Annotated in this window: 14 protein-coding genes and 1 riboswitch; of the genes, 8 read left to right on the plus strand and 6 right to left on the minus strand. The window is 65.3% G+C overall.

Features of this window, described 5'->3' with window-relative positions; all coding sequences use genetic code 11:
• The first annotated feature begins 92 nt into the window (after positions 1-92).
• Positions 93-1,895 carry a lipid A export permease/ATP-binding protein MsbA gene (gene msbA / locus CCOS191_RS02760; RefSeq protein ID WP_046853969.1) on the plus strand — a complete coding sequence of 601 codons (1,803 nt, stop codon included), beginning with the start codon at positions 93-95 and terminating at the stop codon, positions 1,893-1,895.
• Between the two features lie 131 nt (positions 1,896-2,026).
• Positions 2,027-3,448, plus strand: a complete 1,422-nt coding sequence (gene hldE / locus CCOS191_RS02765; RefSeq protein ID WP_046853970.1) for a bifunctional D-glycero-beta-D-manno-heptose-7-phosphate kinase/D-glycero-beta-D-manno-heptose 1-phosphate adenylyltransferase HldE — start codon at positions 2,027-2,029, stop codon at positions 3,446-3,448.
• Between the two features lie 57 nt (positions 3,449-3,505).
• Here the strand turns inward: hldE and CCOS191_RS02770 are convergent, their stop codons facing one another.
• The 4 genes from CCOS191_RS02770 to CCOS191_RS02785 all read right to left on the minus strand — a co-directional run bounded on the left by CCOS191_RS02770 (position 3,506) and on the right by CCOS191_RS02785 (position 6,904).
• A complete protein-coding gene (locus tag CCOS191_RS02770; protein WP_046853971.1) occupies positions 3,506-4,474 on the minus strand; it encodes a hypothetical protein in 969 nt (322 codons plus the stop codon).
• Between the two features lie 37 nt (positions 4,475-4,511).
• The gene (locus CCOS191_RS02775; protein ID WP_046853972.1) at positions 4,512-5,324 is read right to left on the minus strand and encodes an aldo/keto reductase; all 813 of its coding nucleotides are present in this window, start codon (positions 5,322-5,324) and stop codon (positions 4,512-4,514) included.
• The gene (locus tag CCOS191_RS02780) at positions 5,321-6,496 is read right to left on the minus strand and encodes an NAD(P)/FAD-dependent oxidoreductase (protein ID WP_046853973.1); all 1,176 of its coding nucleotides are present in this window, start codon (positions 6,494-6,496) and stop codon (positions 5,321-5,323) included. Before CCOS191_RS02780 ends, CCOS191_RS02775 begins: the two co-directional genes overlap by 4 nt.
• Before the next feature lie 75 nt (positions 6,497-6,571).
• On the minus strand, positions 6,572-6,904 hold the full coding sequence (locus CCOS191_RS02785) for a DMT family transporter (RefSeq protein WP_046853974.1): 333 nt from the start codon (positions 6,902-6,904) through the stop codon (positions 6,572-6,574).
• 90 nt (positions 6,905-6,994) lie between these two features.
• Between CCOS191_RS02785 and CCOS191_RS02790 the strand changes: the two genes are divergently transcribed.
• Both CCOS191_RS02790 and waaA read left to right on the plus strand, forming a co-directional pair.
• A complete protein-coding gene (locus CCOS191_RS02790) occupies positions 6,995-7,885 on the plus strand; it encodes a LysR family transcriptional regulator (protein WP_046857677.1) in 891 nt (296 codons plus the stop codon).
• A 38-nt stretch (positions 7,886-7,923) separates the two neighbouring features.
• Positions 7,924-9,195 carry a lipid IV(A) 3-deoxy-D-manno-octulosonic acid transferase gene (waaA, locus tag CCOS191_RS02795; RefSeq protein WP_046853975.1) on the plus strand — a complete coding sequence of 424 codons (1,272 nt, stop codon included), beginning with the start codon at positions 7,924-7,926 and terminating at the stop codon, positions 9,193-9,195.
• A gap of 78 nt (positions 9,196-9,273) precedes the next feature.
• On the opposite strand, the gene CCOS191_RS02800 is transcribed toward waaA, so the two are convergent.
• On the minus strand, positions 9,274-10,710 hold the full coding sequence (locus tag CCOS191_RS02800) for a TolC family outer membrane protein (protein ID WP_046853976.1): 1,437 nt from the start codon (positions 10,708-10,710) through the stop codon (positions 9,274-9,276).
• 158 nt (positions 10,711-10,868) lie between these two features.
• Positions 10,869-10,975, plus strand: a riboswitch (TPP riboswitch).
• A gap of 157 nt (positions 10,976-11,132) precedes the next feature.
• On the opposite strand from CCOS191_RS02800, the gene thiC reads away from it, so the two are divergent.
• Together thiC and cytX are read left to right on the plus strand one after the other, a co-directional pair.
• Positions 11,133-13,013, plus strand: coding sequence for a phosphomethylpyrimidine synthase ThiC (thiC, locus tag CCOS191_RS02805; RefSeq protein ID WP_046853977.1), 1,881 nt, complete (start codon positions 11,133-11,135; stop codon positions 13,011-13,013).
• Between the two features lie 136 nt (positions 13,014-13,149).
• Entirely contained in the window at positions 13,150-14,433 is a 1,284-nt protein-coding gene (cytX, locus tag CCOS191_RS02810) for a putative hydroxymethylpyrimidine transporter CytX (protein WP_046853978.1), read from the plus strand.
• Here cytX and CCOS191_RS02815 read toward each other — a convergent pair.
• Entirely contained in the window at positions 14,402-15,148 is a 747-nt protein-coding gene (locus CCOS191_RS02815; protein WP_046853979.1) for an RsiV family protein, read from the minus strand. The genes cytX and CCOS191_RS02815 overlap by 32 nt on opposite strands.
• A 184-nt stretch (positions 15,149-15,332) precedes the next feature.
• Between CCOS191_RS02815 and CCOS191_RS02820 the strand changes: the two genes are divergently transcribed.
• Positions 15,333-15,950, plus strand: coding sequence for an NUDIX domain-containing protein (locus CCOS191_RS02820; RefSeq protein WP_046853980.1), 618 nt, complete (start codon positions 15,333-15,335; stop codon positions 15,948-15,950).
• Positions 15,941-16,393 (plus strand): DUF1249 domain-containing protein, encoded by a 453-nt coding sequence (locus tag CCOS191_RS02825; RefSeq protein WP_023630808.1) that lies wholly within the window; start codon positions 15,941-15,943, stop codon positions 16,391-16,393. Before CCOS191_RS02820 ends, CCOS191_RS02825 begins: the two co-directional genes overlap by 10 nt.
• The last annotated feature ends 12 nt before the right edge of the window (positions 16,394-16,405 follow it).

Here is a 16,405-nt window from a genome sequence, read left to right on the forward strand (position 1 = left end):
GGTTCGGGACAGCCGCCTATCTTACCTGCAGCGGGCGGTGCGAGACACCGCGTGTGTTATAATCCCGACTCTTTTTGACCCGACGGATTCTCATGACAGTTCCCGAATCGTCTTCGCCTGCGAGCCTGAAGATCTACCTGCGCCTGCTGGGCTACGTCAAACCTTATATCGGCATCTTCCTGCTGAGCATCGTCGGTTTCGTGATCTTCGCATCGACCCAACCGATGCTGGCCGGGATCCTCAAGTACTTCGTCGACGGCCTGAGCAACCCCCAGGCGGTGTTGTTCCCCAGCGTCCCTTATCTGCGTGACCTGCAGTTGCTGCAGGCGGTGCCGCTGCTGATCATCCTGATCGCCGCCTGGCAGGGCTTGGGCTCGTTCCTGGGCAACTACTACCTGTCCAAGGTTTCGTTGTGCCTGGTTCACGACCTGCGCGTCGAGTTGTTCAACAAGCTGCTGGTGCTGCCCAACCGCTACTTCGACAACCACAACTCCGGGCACCTGATTTCGCGTATCACCTTCAACGTGACCATGGTTACCGGCGCGGCCACCGATGCCATCAAGGTGGTCATTCGTGAAGGCCTGACAGTGGTGTTCCTGTTCGCCTACCTGCTGTGGATGAACTGGAAACTGACCCTGGTGATGGTGGCGATCCTGCCGCTGATCGCGGTGATGGTGAGTACCGCCAGCAAGAAATTCCGCAAGCAGAGCAAGAAGATCCAGGTGGCCATGGGCGATGTCACTCATGTGGCCTCCGAGACCATCCAGGGCTATCGCGTGGTGCGCAGCTTCGGTGGCGAAAGCTACGAAGAGCGTCGCTTCAACGCCGCCAGCCAGAGCAACACCGACAAGCAGCTGCGCATGACCAAGACCGGCGCGCTGTACACGCCGTTGCTGCAACTGGTGATCTACACCGCCATGGCCACGCTGATGTTCCTGGTGCTGTTCCTGCGCGGCGAGGCGTCGGCCGGTGACCTGGTGGCCTACATCACGGCGGCCGGGTTGCTGCCCAAGCCGATTCGCCAGCTCTCGGAAGTCAGCTCGACCATCCAGAAGGGCCTTGCCGGTGCCGAAAGCATCTTCGAGCAGTTGGACGAGAAGCCGGAGGTCGATGCCGGCACCGTCGAGAAGGAGCGGGTCGACGGGCGCCTCGAAGTGCGCAACCTCAGCTTCACCTACCCCGGCACCGAGCGTCAGGTGCTCAGCGACATCAGCTTCACCGCCGAGCCTGGGCAGATGATCGCCCTGGTAGGGCGGTCTGGCAGCGGCAAGTCGACGCTGGCGGCGCTGATCCCGCGGTTCTACCACCACACGGAAGGGCAGATCCTGCTCGACGGCGTGGAAATCGAACAGTACCGCCTGCGTAACCTGCGTCGCCATGTGTCCCAGGTGACCCAGCACGTCACCCTGTTCAACGACACGGTGGCCAACAACATCGCCTATGGTGACCTGGCCGGCGCCCCCCGGGCGGATATCGAGGCCGCCGCCGCCGATGCCTACGCCAAGGAGTTCGTCGACCAGTTGCCCAAGGGCTTCGATACCGAAGTCGGCGAGAACGGCGTGCTGCTCTCCGGAGGCCAGCGCCAGCGTCTGGCGATTGCGCGGGCGCTGCTGAAAAACGCGCCACTGCTGATCCTCGACGAGGCGACCTCGGCCCTGGATACCGAGTCCGAGCGTCACATCCAGGCGGCGCTGGACCACGTGATGGAAGGTCGCACCACCCTGGTGATCGCCCACCGCCTGTCGACCATCGAGAAAGCCGACCTGATCCTGGTAATGGATCAGGGCCGTCTGGTGGAGCGTGGCACCCACGCCGAACTGCTCCAGGCCAATGGCCATTATGCCCGCCTGCACGCCATGGGCCTGGACGAAGCGGAAAAGGCCGACATCACCTGATCGGCCGTAGGGTGGGGCCTTCGCGGCCCCGCCAGTCAATCGATACAGCATTGCCGCGGTTGGCCGTAAAGCCCTGCGCAACCCTGTGCTAATATCCTGCCCCTGTTCACTTTTCCAATGATGGGTTGCCCATGAAGTTGTCCATGCCGCGTTTCGATCAAGCCCCGGTACTGGTGGTCGGCGATGTCATGCTCGACCGCTACTGGCATGGCGGTACTTCGCGTATCTCGCCTGAAGCGCCGGTGCCGGTGGTCAAGGTCGATCAGATCGAGGACCGTCCCGGCGGCGCCGCCAACGTGGCCTTGAACATCGCCGCCCTCGGCGCCCCTGCCGCGCTGGTTGGCGTCACCGGCCAGGACGAAGCCGCCGATAGCCTGGCCAACAGCCTGCAGGCCGCAGGCGTGCGCTCGATCTTTCAGCGCATCGCCCATCAGCCGACCATCGTCAAGCTGCGGGTCATGAGCCGCCACCAGCAGTTGCTGCGCATCGATTTCGAAGAACCCTTCGCCACCGACCCGCTGTCGTTGGGAGCGGAAGTGGATGCCTTGCTCGAAGGCGTCAAGGTCCTGGTGCTGTCCGATTACGGCAAGGGCGCGCTGAAGAATCACCAGTCGTTGATCCAGGCTGCCCGCGGCAAGGGTATCCCGGTGCTGGCCGACCCCAAGGGCAAGGATTTCTCGATCTACCGCGGCGCCAGCCTGATCACCCCGAACCTCAGCGAGTTCGAGACCATCGTCGGCCGTTGCGCCGACGAAGCCGAGCTGGTTGCCAAGGGCCTGAAGCTGCTCGAAGAGCTGGACCTGGGCGCGCTGTTGGTGACCCGTGGCGAGCACGGCATGACCTTGCTGCGCATCGGCCATCCGGCGCTGCACCTGCCGGCCCGAGCCCGTGAGGTGTTCGATGTCACCGGTGCCGGCGATACGGTGATTTCCACTCTCGCCGCGGCCATTGCCGCGGGCGAAGACCTGCCGCACGCGGTCGCCCTCGCCAACCTGGCTGCCGGCATCGTCGTCGGCAAGCTGGGTACCGCCGCTATCAGCGCACCCGAACTGCGCCGGGCGATCCAGCGTGAAGAAGGCTCCGAGCGCGGCGTGCTGGGGTTGGAGCAGTTGCTGCTGGCCATCGATGATGCCCGTGCGCACAACGAGAGCATCGTCTTCACCAATGGCTGTTTCGATATCCTGCATGCGGGCCACGTGACCTATCTGGAGCAGGCCCGCGCCCAGGGCGACCGCCTGATCGTCGCCATCAACGACGATGCTTCGGTCAGCCGCCTGAAAGGGCCGGGCCGTCCGATCAACAGCGTCGATCGTCGCATGGCTGTGCTGGCCGGGCTCGGTGCGGTGGACTGGGTCATCAGCTTCCCTGAGAACACCCCTGAGAACCTGCTGCGCCAGGTCAAGCCGGATGTGTTGGTCAAGGGCGGCGACTACGGTATCGACCAGGTGGTCGGTGCCGATATCGTCAAGGCCTACGGCGGCACGGTGAAGGTGCTCGGCCTGGTGGAGAACAGCTCGACCACGGCGATCGTCGAGAAGATCCGCAAGCACTGAGTCAGTTGCAATCGCTGGGCAAGTCGCATCGGCGCGCCGATGCGACTTGCCCAGCGTTCATTTGTGCAGCGTGTCCCGTGCCCGCTCCAGCAACGCCCGGGCCTTGTCACTGAAGCGTTCCAGGTGCGAAACCGGTTCGCGCTTGTGCTCGACCAGGCCTTGTTGTTTCAACCAATCCTTCCAGCGTACCCGCTCCTCCCGAACCACCCAGCCTACCTGTGGTGCAAAGCTTTCAGCCAGCCATAGGCCGCGTGTGCTCGCCGGCAGCAGTTGATCCTTCTTCAGGGTATAGAGCTCTGCCAGTGGTTGGCCGTCCTGCAACGGCATCAGGTAAAGGTCGGGTTTTTTGCGATCGAGCCGTGCCACCAGTTGGTCGCCCTCGAGCCGTTCATCGACATGGAACAGGCTCAGTGACTTGGCCTCCTTGGGCACTTGCAGGCGCAGGTCGTAGATCAACTGCAACGATGCGGTGGGCAGGTGCACGTAGGCCCGTGGCCGCTCCAGCAGGGTCAGGCGGGCGCAATGCACCGGGCGGGCGGCACCGGACTCGGGCGAGAGCACGAACGGCAGCGCTTCGCGATAGTGCAGGGCGGCGGCATAGGGCGCCGGCAGCCAGGTGTCGTTGAAGCGCCCGCCAAGCCAGCCTTCAGGGGTTTCCAGCAGGCACTCTTCGGCCACTTCCTGGATCGCCGTGTGCAGCGGCAGGTTCAGCTCGTGGGCCGGGACATAGCCGGAAATCAGCTTGAGCACCACATCGCCACGGTCCTGTCGGCGTTGGCGCACCAGCACCCAGTAGTCGCGGCCTTGCCAGTTCAGGGTGAGGCGCACCGACACGCCAAGGTTGGCCAGCTCCGCAACGAAGTGTTCGGGGTTGGCGACCTGGATGGCCTTGCGCCGCTGCAGGGTCTGGGCGAAGTTCAGCGGCATGCCGATGCTCTGGTAGGTCAGGCCATCGGGCGTGGCTTCGACGTGCAGCGGCAGGGTCTTGAAGTTGCTCGGATTCTTGCGGATCAGCGTACGCGGCACGAGGCTCCTCCTTGCGTTGGGCCCCCGTCTGGGCGGCTCAGGGCCGGCCCAGGATGCGGGCGACGGTGGCCACGTTGTGGGCCAGGTGTACCGGGTTGATGGTGCCGACGATGGCACTGCACACACCGGGGTGGGCGAACAGCAACTCGAAACTGGCCTGCACCGGGTCGACCCCCGGGGCCAGGCAGATATGGCCGCTGGCCAGGGCCTTCTTCACCAGGATGGCCTTGCCGTGTTCGGCAGCGTAGTCGAGCACGGGCCGCTCCGCCTGCTCGTTGAGGTTGTAGGTGACCATGGCGCAATCACCCTGTTCCAGGGCTTTCAGGCCACCCGCGGCGGTCTTGCCGGAGAAGCCGTAGCCGAGGATCTTGCCTTCGCGCTTGAGCGCGGCGAGGGTTTCGTACACCCCCTCCTGCTCGAGGATCGCCAGGTCGTTGCCGTCGGAGTGCACCAGCACCAGTTCGATACGGTCGGTTTCCAGGCGCTTGAGGCTTCGTTCGACCGAGCGACGGGTATGGGCGGCGCTGAAATCGAAATGCGACTGGCCATCCTCGAACTCTTCACCGACTTTGCTGACGATGACCCACTGCTCGCGCTGGCCGCGCAGCAACGGGCCGAGGCGCTCCTCGCTGCGGCCATAGGCCGGGGCGGTGTCGATCAGGTTGATGCCCAGCTCGCGGGCTTGCGCGAGCAAGAGGCGCGCGGCCTGGTCATCGGGAATGGTGAAACCATTGGGGTATTTGACGCCTTGGTCGCGGCCCAGCTTGACCGTGCCCAGGCCCAGTGGCGATACCCGCAGGCCGGTGCTGCCCAAGGGACGGTGGTGATCGTGCAGGGTCGGCAGGCTCATGGCAGCAGTTGCTCCCAGGCTGGCAGCGCCAGCGGCGGGCGCGGCAGGTCGGCAAGGTCAGGCTGGCTCGCCGGGCGGATGCCGTCGCGCTCGAAGCTGGCCAGCACGCGATCGGCGAAGTCCGGCGCCAGGGCCAGCTTGGTCGGCCAGCCGACCAGCAGGCGCTGCTGGTCGGCAAGGAAGGCGTTGTCCGGGCGTACCAGGCCCGATTGCGCGGGCTCGGCGCGATCGACGCGCAGGGTGGCCCAGCGGACCAGGCTTTGATCGACCCAAGGCAACAGGCTGGCGACTTCCTTCTGCGCCGCGGCGATCTGCGCCTCAGGCTCGCGGGCAACCCCGTCGGCCTCGGCAATATCGCCACCCAGGTACCACACCCATTGGCCATCGGCGGCCGGGTGGGTGGTCACGGTGATGCGCGGCTTGGGGCCACCGCCCAGGCAGTGGGCATACAGGGGCTTGAGATTTGGCCCTTTGGCCAGGACCATGTGCAGCGGGCGGCGTTGCATGGCCGGTTGGTCCAGCCCCAGGGCGTGCAGCAGGTCTGCGGTGCCACCGCCAGCGCTGAGGACGATGCGCTGGGCGCGGATCTCGCGGCCATCGACCACCAGGCCGGCCAGATCTTCGCCGTCGCGCAGCGGTTCGATGCGTTCGCCGGCCAGCAGGCTGTCACCCGCCAGTTGCGCGAGGTTGGCCAGCAAGCTGGGTACGTCGATGACCAGTTCGGCCAGGCGGTAGACCTTGCCCTTGAACGCACGATCCTGCAGGGCCGGCGGCAGTTGCTCGCCCTTGACCTGGTCGACCCGGCCGCGCACGGCCTTGCTGGCAAAGAAACTGGTGAGGTTGCCGGCCAGGGTGCCGGGGGACCAGAGGTAATGGGCCTCGGACAGCAGGCGGGTGCCGCTCAGGTCCAGCTCGCCGTTGCCGGCCAGCGCTTCGCGCCAGCGCCGCGGCATGTCGGCGATGGCCTCGGAGGCGCCGGTCAGTGCCCCGTGCAGGGCGTACTTGGTGCCGCCGTGGATGATGCCTTGCGACTTGATGGTCTGCTCGCCACCGAGGCTGGCGCGTTCCACCAGTACCGTCGAGTAGCCCAGGCGGCGCAGCCGGGCATTGAGCCAGAGGCCTGCGACCCCGGCGCCGACGATCAGCACGTCAGTGGTAATGGCGGATGGCATGCGGGCACCTCGAAAACTGGGACAGGTGCGCAGTATACAGGCTGTGGCGTCGTGCTGACCCCTGTGGGCTCAGGCTCAGTGCCCTGCGGTGTTGGAAAACACCTGGATCACCACCACCCCGCCGACGATCATGGCCATGCCCACCATCGCCGGCATATCCAGCTTCTGCCCATAGATCACCAGCGCCGCGATGCTGATCAGGACGATCCCCAGCCCCGACCAGATCGCATAGGCGATCCCCACCGGAATGCTGCGCACCACCAGGGTGAGCATCCAGAACGCCACGCCGTAGCCGCACACCATCAGCAGCAGCGGCAGAGGCGTGCTCAGCCCCTTGACCGCTTTCATGGAAGCAGTGGCGATGACTTCGGCGCAGATGGCGATGGCGAGATAGGTGTAGGCGTTCATGGTGCGGGTCCTCCGGTGCTGGATGGGCATTCTAGAGGATCTCCGAATGCGGTAAAGTCATTACCTATCTGCTATGGAGATAGGTTGATGATGGCCGAGCACTGGAACCTGGAACAGTTGCGCCTGTTCGTGCGGGCGGCAGAGTTGCGTTCGTTTTCCGCGGTGGCCCGTGAGCAGCACAAGGCGCAGTCGGCGGTGAGCAACGCCATCGCCCTGCTCGAGGCGGACCTGGGCGTGACGCTGTTCGAACGCAGCAGTGGCCGCCAGCCACGCCTGACCGAAAGCGGTGCCGCGCTGCTGGAGGACGCCCGCGAGCTGTTGCGCCAGTGCGAGCGCCTGGACGGTCGGGCACTTGCGTTGATGCGTGGCCAGGAGGCGCTGCTGCGGGTGGCCCAGGACGAAGCCATGCCCTACCAGCCGGTAATCGACAGCCTCGACGAGCTGGCAGCGCGCTATCCCTATCTGGAGGTGCAACTGGCCAGCGGCGCCCAGGGCGATGTAGCGCGCAAGCTGGTGGAGCGGCGCGCCGACCTGGGGTTGTTCTTCCACCACGAAAGCATTCCTTCCTCGCTGGAGCGGCGGGCCCTGGGCAGCGTCGAGATGGTCACTGTGTGCGCCATCGGCCACCCGCTGGCGGGGCAGGGCAAGGTTAGCCGGCAACAACTGGCGCGTCATCGCCAATTACTGATCACCCCACAGCAGAGCGGCTATCCGGGCGGCGAGGCGATCAGCCCGCAGGTCTGGCGTGCCGACAGCTTCTATGCCATGGCCGAATTGCTGATGCGCGGCCTGGGCTGGGCTTGGCTGCCGCGTCATGTGGTGCAGTACCCCACCTACCAGGCGCAGATGGTCGAGCTGGACAGCGAATGGCGCCCGCCGGCGCTGGTGGCGGAACTGGCCTGGCGCCGCGACGAGCCCCTGGGCCCTGCGGCGCAGTGGCTGGCCGAGCGCTTCGCCGTGCACCTGCGGGCCATTGGCTGACAGGCCTTTTCATCCAGTTCCTAGTAAACTCCGCCGCCATGAACAGAACCCTCTATACCCTGCTTTTCCATCTGGGCCTGCCGCTGGTCGCGCTGCGCCTGTTCCTGCGCGGGCGCAAGGCGCCGGCCTACCGTGCGCGGATCGCCGAACGCTTCGCTTGTGGCTTGCCACCCATGCGCCAGGGCGGTATCTGGGTGCATGCGGTCTCGGTGGGCGAGAGCATCGCCGCCGCGCCATTGGTGCGGGCGCTGCTCAAGCAGTATCCGGACCTGCCGATCACGCTGACCTGCATGACCCCGACCGGCTCCGAGCGTATCCGTGCGATGTTCGATGGCGAGCCACGGGTGCAGCACTGTTACCTCCCGTACGACCTGCCATGGGCGGCGGGGCGTTTTCTCGACCATGTGCGCCCGCGCCTGGGCATCATCATGGAAACCGAGCTGTGGCCCAACCATATCCATCAGTGCGCCAGGCGCGGTATTCCGGTGGCGTTGGCCAATGCGCGGCTATCCGAACGCTCGGCCCGAGGCTATGCGCGCTTTGCCGGCCTGACCCGGCCGATGCTCGAGGAGATGAGCCTGATCGCGGTACAGACCGAAACCGAGGCCAAGCGTTTCCGCTCGCTCGGTGCGCGCCAGGCGAGCGTGCAGGTGACCGGCTCGATCAAGTTCGACCTGAAGGTCGACGACCAGTTGATGCCTCGCTCCCGGCAGTTGCGCGAGCAGTGGGGGGCCAGCCAGCGCCCGGTATGGATCGCCGCCAGTACCCACGATGGCGAGGATGGGTTGATCCTCGAGGCTCACCGGCAACTGCTGAGCGTGCACAGCGATGCACTGTTGGTGCTGGTCCCGCGCCATCCCGAGCGGTTTGGGGCGGTACATGAACTCTGCGCCAGCCAGTTCTCCACGGTGCGTCGTTCGACAGGCGATGCCGTGACGGCGCAGACCCAGGTATTGCTGGGTGACACCATGGGTGAATTGCTGTTCCTGTACGCCCTGGCCGATATTGCCTTCGTCGGTGGCAGCCTGGTCGCCACGGGCGGGCACAACCCGTTGGAGCCGGCGGCGCTGGCGCTGCCGGTGCTCATGGGGCCGCATGTGTTCAACTTCCTCGAAATCAGCGCGATGCTGCGCGAGGCGGGGGCGTTGCAGCAGGTGGACGATGCCGAGGGCCTGGCTGCGGCGGTGCGCCGCTTGGTCGAGCTGCCGCAGGATGCCCGGCGCATGGGCGAGGCGGGCAGGGCGGTGATGCAGGCCAACCAGGGGGCGTTGCAGCGGTTGCTCGATGGGCTGGCGCGGCTTCTGAGCTGATGATGAGCCTGTAGGCGCGGTTGTTGTGGGAGCGGGGGTTGCCCCCACGAAGCCCGCCCTACAGGTAGTGTGTTGCCTTCAAGGCCGGCGTTCGAAGTTCTTCGCCGCGGCCGCCGCCAGGTCCGGTGGCAGGAAATCCTTGTCCGGGTTGTAGTCGGCCTTCAGGTACCGTCCCAGGTCCTGCAGGTCCTGCGGGCTCAGGGTGCCGGCCGCCTGCTTGAGGCGCAAGTTGTCGAGGATGTAGTCGTAGCGGCTGTTGTTGTAGTCGCGCACCGAGGTGTACAACTGGCGCTGCGCGTCGAGCACGTCGACGATGTTGCGGGTGCCGACCTGGTAGCCGATCTCGGTGGCTTCCAGTGCGCTCTGGTTGGAGATGATCGACTGCTTGCGCGCCTGTACCTGTTCCACGTCGGTGTTCACCGCACGGTGCAGATTACGCGTGTTTTCCACTACCTGGCGGCGCAGGCTTTCGCGCTGCTGCTCGCTCTGGGTCAGGCGCGCATAGGCCTCGCGCACCTGGGAGCTGGTCAGGCCACCGCTGTAGATCGGGATGTTCAGTTGCAGGCCGATGCTGGTCTGCTCCACGTCACTGCCATAGCGCACGTTCGGTTGCAGCTGTGAATTGGTGAAACCGAGGTTGTCGTTGTCGCCCTTCTGGTACTTGGCCACGGCATCCAGGGTTGGCGCATGGCCGGCCTTGCGCTGGCGCACGGTCTCCTCGGCGGCCGCCACGGCATGGTTGGTGGCCAGCAGGTTGAGGTTCTGCCGCCCGGCGGTTTCGACCCAGGCCTTGGCATCGTTGGGCGTCGGCACTTGCACCGGCAGGGTGTGGACCACGCCCTGAATTGCGCTGTATTGGCGATTGGTCAGGGTGATCAGGGCCTCGAAGGCATCCTGCACCTGGCGTTCGGCGATGATCCGGTTGGCCCGCGCCGTGTCATAGCTGGCCTGGGACTGGAGCACATCGGTCTTGTCCGAAAGGCCGACGTCGAAACGCTCGTTGGACTGGTCGAGCTGGCGCTTGAAGGCTGCCTCTTCGGCCTTGGTCGAGGCCAGGTTGTCCTGGGCGCGCAGCACCGCGAAATAGTTCTCGGCGCTTTGCAGGATCAGGTTCTGCTCGGTGGCCGACAGTTCCAGCGCGGCCTGTTCGTTGACCGCTTCGGCAGCCTGCAGCTGGAACCAGCGGTCGGCGCGGAAGATCGGCTGCGCCAGGGTGGCGCTCCAGGCATTGCCGCTGCGGTTGGAGGTGATCGACGGCTCGTCGAGCTTGGTGCGGGTATTCATCATCTCGGCGCCGGTCGAAAGGTTGGGCAGCAAGCCGGCGCGAGCCTGGGGCACCACCTCGCGGCGGGCGCCGTAGTCGGCGCGGGCGGCGGCCAGGTCGGCGTTGTTGTCGACCGCTTCCTGGTAGACGCTGACCAGGTCGGTCTTCACCGTCGTGGGCGTATCCACTGCCCAGGCCACTCCGTTGGACGCACAAGACACGGCAATCGCCAGTGAGAGTTTGCGCAGCATAGGGCAATCCTTGATCAAGATGTATTTACTGTACTGTCGGGTATCGAGCACGCCAGTGTAGTGCCGCGCGCCGCCCTCAACAATCCGTCACGTGTGCCATTTATCACGCCAGGGATTTACCCGCTTGGCTTTGCCGACCACTCCAGTCTAGACTGCGCAGGTTCTTGTCGGGGTGCCTTGATGCAAAGGCTGAGATCGCAAAGTTGCGGATCCCGTTGAACCTGATCAGGTTAGCGCCTGCGTAGGGAACAAGATTGCTCTCATGTCCCGGGAGCCTCTTGTGCCAGGTCCGGGATCGCCACAGCTGCTTGCAGCCCACGGCACCCCTTGTCCGGCACTGCACCCGTCAACACGGGTGCGTCCGCGCCTTTCAGGTTCACCCCGACATTCCGCCCGCTAGGAAGCTGTCTGGAGAGCCTGTGATGAGCAAACAAGAAAAAACGATCAGTCTGAGCGAGTCGGCCCAAGTCGACCAACAGTCCGTGCAACCGCTGCCCAATTCGCGCAAGGTCTATGTCGAAGGTTCGCGCCCCGACATCCGCGTGCCCATGCGCGAGATCAGCCTGCACGACACCCCCACCGACTTCGGCGGCGAAAAGAACGCCCCGGTGCTGGTGTATGACACTTCCGGCCCGTACACCGACCCCAATGTCATCATCGACGTGCGCAAGGGCCTGGGCGATGTGCGCTCGGCGTGGATCGACGCCCGTGGCGACACCGAGCGCCTGGGTGGCCTGAGCTCGAACTTCGGCCAGCAGCGCCTGAACGACGCCGAGCTGGCCAAGCTGCGCTTCGCCCACGTGCGCAACCCGCGCCGGGCCAAGGCTGGCGCCAACGTTTCGCAGATGCACTACGCGCGCCAGGGCATCATCACCGCCGAGATGGAATACGTCGCCATCCGCGAGAACATGAAGTTGCAGGAAGCCCGCGCCGCCGGCCTGCTCAGCCAACAGCACGCCGGGCACAGCTTCGGCGCCAGCATCCCGAAAGAGATCACCCCCGAGTTCGTCCGCGAGGAGATCGCCCGCGGTCGCGCGATCATCCCGGCCAACATCAACCACACCGAGCTGGAGCCGATGATCATCGGCCGCAACTTCCTGGTGAAGATCAACGGCAACATCGGCAACAGCGCCCTGGGTTCCTCCATCGAGGAAGAAGTGGCCAAGCTGACCTGGGGCATCCGCTGGGGCTCGGACACGGTCATGGACCTGTCCACCGGCAAGCACATCCACGAAACCCGCGAGTGGATCATCCGCAACTCGCCGGTGCCGATCGGTACCGTGCCGATCTACCAGGCCCTGGAAAAGGTCAATGGCGTAGCGGAAGACCTGACCTGGGAGCTGTTCCGCGACACCCTGATCGAGCAAGCCGAGCAGGGCGTGGACTACTTCACCATCCACGCCGGCGTCTTGCTGCGCTATGTGCCGCTGACCGCCAAGCGCGTCACCGGCATCGTCAGCCGTGGCGGCTCGATCATGGCCAAGTGGTGCCTGGCGCATCACAAGGAAAACTTCCTGTACACGCACTTCGACGAGATCTGCGAAATCATGAAGGCCTATGACGTCAGCTTCTCGCTGGGTGACGGTCTGCGCCCGGGCTCGATCGCCGACGCCAACGACGCCGCGCAGTTCGGTGAGCTGGAAACCCTTGGCGAGCTGACCAAGATCGCCTGGAAGCACGACGTGCAGTGCATGATCGAAGGCCCCGGCCATGTGCCGATGCAGCTGATCAAGGAGAACATGGACAAGCAGCTCGAGTGCTGCGACGAGGCGCCGTTCTACACCTTAGGCCCGCTGACCACCGATATCGCTCCGGGCTACGACCACATCACCTCCGGCATCGGCGCGGCGATGATCGGCTGGTTCGGTTGCGCCATGCTCTGCTACGTCACGCCCAAGGAGCACCTGGGCCTGCCGAACAAGGACGACGTCAAGACCGGCATCATCACCTACAAGATCGCCGCGCATGCCGCCGACCTTGCCAAGGGCCACCCCGGCGCGCAGATCCGTGACAATGCGCTGTCCAAGGCGCGCTTCGAGTTCCGTTGGGAAGACCAGTTCAACCTCGGCCTGGATCCGGACACCGCCCGTGCGTTCCACGACGAGACGCTGCCCAAGGAGTCGGCCAAGGTCGCGCACTTCTGCTCGATGTGCGGGCCGAAGTTCTGCTCGATGAAGATCACCCAGGAAGTGCGTGAGTACGCAGCCAAGATCGAGACCGTGGACGTGACAGTCGAACAGGGCATGCGCGAGCAGGCCGAGCGGTTCCGCCAGGAAGGCAGCCAGCTGTACCAGAAAGTCTGAGTAGCAGACCCAGGCGGTGCGCGATGCGCACCGCATCGCTGGCAAGCCTGCTCCCACAGAGACTGCGATGCGGCCCCTGTGGGAGCTGGCTTGCCAGCGATGGGTTCACCCCAACTCTTCCGTCGAGCGCCCGAGCATGACCACTCCCAGCCACTTCTCTCCCGACCACCCGGTTCCCTCCCACCATCGCCAATTCGGCGCCCGCGACCTGTTTTCGCTGTGGTTTTCCCTCGGCATCGGCCTGATGGTCCTGCAGGTCGGCAGCCTGTTGGCGCCGGGCCTGGGCCTGGCGGGCTCGATCCTGGCGATCACCCTGGGCACGGCGGTAGGGGTATTGCTGCTGGCCGCGGTGGGGGTGATCGGTAGCGATACCGGCCTGTCGGCCATGGCAACCTTGCGCCTCACGCTCGGTAGCCATGGCGCGCGCCTGCCGGCCTTGCTCAACCTGCTGCAACTGGTGGGCTGGGGTTCGTTCGAGATCATCGTCATGCGTGATGCCGCCAGCCTGCTGGGCGCACGCGCGTTCGGCGAGGGCAGCGGCTGGAGCAGTCCACTGCTGTGGACCTTGTGCTTTGGCGCTCTGGCCACTCTGCTGGCGGTCAGCGGGCCGCTGGCGTTCGTGCGCAAGGTCTTGCGCAAATGGGGAATCTGGTTGTTGCTGGGCGCCTGCGCCTGGTTGACCTGGAACCTGTTCGCCAAGGCCGACCTGGCCGATCTGTGGCGCCGCCCTGGGGACGGTTCGCTGTCCCTGGCCCTGGGTTTCGACATCGTGATCGCCATGCCGCTGTCGTGGCTGCCGCTGATCGCCGACTATTCACGCTTTGGCCAGCGCGCCAGCCGGGTGTTTGGCGGTACCGCGCTGGGCTTCTTCATCGGCAATGCCTGGCTGATGAGCCTGGGCGTGGCCTACACCTTGGCGTTCGCGCCCAGCGGCGAGGTGAATGCCCTGCTGTTGGCACTGGCCGGCGCCGGGCTGGGAATTCCGTTGCTGCTGATCCTGCTGGACGAGACGGAAAACGCCTTTGCCGATATCCACTCGGCGGCGGTGTCCACCGGCCTGCTGGTGAAAATGAAGGTCGAGCACCTGGCCCTGGCTATCGGCGTGCTGTGCACGCTGATCGCCTTGCTGGCGCCGCTGGCCCAGTACCAGAACTTCCTGTTGCTGATCGGCTCGGTGTTCGCGCCGCTGTTCGGCGTGGTGCTGGTGGATCACTTCGTGATTCGCCGCCGTCGCCTGCCGGCGCTGGTCGAGGGTTTGCATTGGCAGGCGCTGCTGGCCTGGGGCGCGGGAGTGGCGGCCTATCACCTGATGGCCAGCCAGGCGCCGGAGCTGGGGGCGACCCTGCCGGCACTGTTGCTGGCAGGGGTACTGCACTTGCTGCTATCGCTCAGCCGCGGCCGGGAAACAGCTCGGGCTTGATCACGCCATTGAGGCGCGGGTAGGGGATCTTCAGCTCGACATGGCCCATGGAGTAGGGCGCGATGGAGTAGACCTCGTACTTGATCACCACCGCGCCGTAGGTCAGGGCGATGTGCGGGGACTGCTTGAACGGCCAGGTCTTGATGAACTCGGGGTCCTTGTCCATGCCGGTGCTGATCAGCCAGGCGCGGTGGGACTCCTCGGCGGTCTTCCAGAAGGTCGCCTCCTGGCCGGGCACCAGCATGTCGTCCAGGGTCAGTACCTTGTCCAGCTTGCGTGAATAGTTGATGAAGCCGCGCCCAGGCATGCCGTGGGCACCGCCGCTGTCGAGGTAGCTGGACAGCTCGACGATCACCAGCCCGTCATGCTGCTCGCGTACCTTGGCCTGCAGGTAGCTGCTGTTGCGCTTGTCGGCGCGGGCCAGGTATTGCTGCTCATAGGCTTGCAGCGAGGCCGGCGGGGTGCCGCGCTGGTTGTCCTCGGTCAGCATCAGCAGGCGTTTCTCGACAATGCCGTCGAGCTTGGGCAGGGCCGGGAAGTGCACGACGTCGATATTGACCAGCGGGCAGTCGCTTTCGCTGCAGCCGGGTTTGACGTGCTCCCAGGCCTCGCGCTTGACCTCGAGCGGGGCCCGGTAATTGGGCGTGAACAGGCTCTGGCAGGCGCCGAGCGCCAGTGCCAGGACGGCCACGGAAGTCAGTTTGACAAGCGTCATGTTGCCTCTTTCACAACGGTGATGATCGGCCTTGGACCGCCTGCGCGGCCTTCAGTTCGCCACTAAGCTAACAGAGAGTGACACGCCTGTCCCGGCTGCCCGAACGGTCAGCGGAAAGGGATGAAACCGGGCCGTGCGCAGAGTAGGATTGCGCGATGCGGTAAACGAGGCATGAGGAGTTTGCATGACGGACACGCACAATACAGTGCCTACCCAGGTCGAGATCGCTCGGCGGGAGCCGCTGTTCAAGGGCTTTTACAAGCTCGACAAGCTTCACCTGCGCCACGAACTGTTCGCCGGGGGCATGAGCCGCGAGTTCACCCGTGAACTGTTCGTGCGCCATGACGCGGTCTGCGTGCTGCCCTACGATCCTCAGCGCGACGAAGTGGTGCTGATCGAGCAGTTTCGCGTTGGCGCCATGGGCAAGGTGGCCAACCCCTGGCTGATCGAGATGGTCGCCGGGCTGATCGACAAGGACGAGCAGCCCGAGGAGGTTGCCCACCGCGAAGCCGAGGAAGAAGCGGGCCTGGCCTTCTCGGCGCTGTGGCCGATGACCAGGTACTTCCCGTCACCGGGCGGCAGCGACGAGTACGTCCACCTGTTCCTGGGCCGTTGCGTCAGCGAGGGTGCCGGTGGCCTGCATGGCCTGGAAGAGGAAAGCGAAGACATTCGCGTGCGCGTGTGGCCGTTCGAGGATGCCCTGCAGGCCGTACGCGACGGGCGTATCTGCAACGCCGCCGCGATCATCGGGTTGCAATGGCTGGCGCTGAACCGTGACGAAGTACGAGGTATGTGGAAGTGAACCTGCTGCGCGAGCGCTATCGAGTCGACCTGGTCGGGCTGCAGTCCGCCTGCGAGGCCAACTATGCCCGCCTGATGCGACTGTTGCCCGACATGCGCACCACGCAGAGCTCGCGCCGTATCGGCATGACCCAGGGCGACCAGATGCTCGGTGTGCTGGTGCTTGAAGTGCTATTGGCCTGCCCCTACACCACCACGCTCAAGGTGCGCCAGGAGCACAGCCTGCCCTGGCTGCCGGTGCCCGAGCTGGAGGTGCAGGTCTACCATGACGCGCGCATGGCCGAGGTGGTCAGTGCCGAGCATGCGCGTCGCCTGCGCAGCATCTACCCCTATCCCAACACGGCGATGCACCAGCCGGACGAGAAGGCCCAGCTCAATCTGTTCCTCGGTGAATGGCTGAGCCACTGCCTGGCCTGCGGCCACGAACTGGAAGCCGTGCGCTGAAATGTGATGCGC

Origin of the sequence: Pseudomonas sp. CCOS 191, assembly GCF_001007005.1 — a bacterium.
Classification (GTDB): domain Bacteria; phylum Pseudomonadota; class Gammaproteobacteria; order Pseudomonadales; family Pseudomonadaceae; genus Aquipseudomonas; species Aquipseudomonas soli.

Excerpts from the sequence above, each read along its gene's own strand:
- msbA (WP_046853969.1), top strand. The coding sequence starts at position 93 with ATGACAGTTCCCGAATCGTCTTCGCCTGCGAGCCTGAAGATCTACCTG.
- hldE (WP_046853970.1), top strand. The coding sequence starts at position 2,027 with ATGAAGTTGTCCATGCCGCGTTTCGATCAAGCCCCGGTACTGGTGGTC.
- cytX (WP_046853978.1), top strand. The coding sequence starts at position 13,150 with ATGACCACTCCCAGCCACTTCTCTCCCGACCACCCGGTTCCCTCCCAC.
- CCOS191_RS02800 (WP_046853976.1), bottom strand. The coding sequence starts at position 10,710 with ATGCTGCGCAAACTCTCACTGGCGATTGCCGTGTCTTGTGCGTCCAAC.
- CCOS191_RS02815 (WP_046853979.1), bottom strand. The coding sequence starts at position 15,148 with ATGACGCTTGTCAAACTGACTTCCGTGGCCGTCCTGGCACTGGCGCTC.
- CCOS191_RS02820 (WP_046853980.1), top strand. The coding sequence starts at position 15,333 with ATGACGGACACGCACAATACAGTGCCTACCCAGGTCGAGATCGCTCGG.
- waaA (WP_046853975.1), top strand. The coding sequence starts at position 7,924 with ATGAACAGAACCCTCTATACCCTGCTTTTCCATCTGGGCCTGCCGCTG.
- CCOS191_RS02780 (WP_046853973.1), bottom strand. The coding sequence starts at position 6,496 with ATGCCATCCGCCATTACCACTGACGTGCTGATCGTCGGCGCCGGGGTC.
- CCOS191_RS02790 (WP_046857677.1), top strand. The coding sequence starts at position 6,995 with ATGGCCGAGCACTGGAACCTGGAACAGTTGCGCCTGTTCGTGCGGGCG.
- thiC (WP_046853977.1), top strand. The coding sequence starts at position 11,133 with ATGAGCAAACAAGAAAAAACGATCAGTCTGAGCGAGTCGGCCCAAGTC.
- CCOS191_RS02775 (WP_046853972.1), bottom strand. The coding sequence starts at position 5,324 with ATGAGCCTGCCGACCCTGCACGATCACCACCGTCCCTTGGGCAGCACC.
- CCOS191_RS02785 (WP_046853974.1), bottom strand. The coding sequence starts at position 6,904 with ATGAACGCCTACACCTATCTCGCCATCGCCATCTGCGCCGAAGTCATC.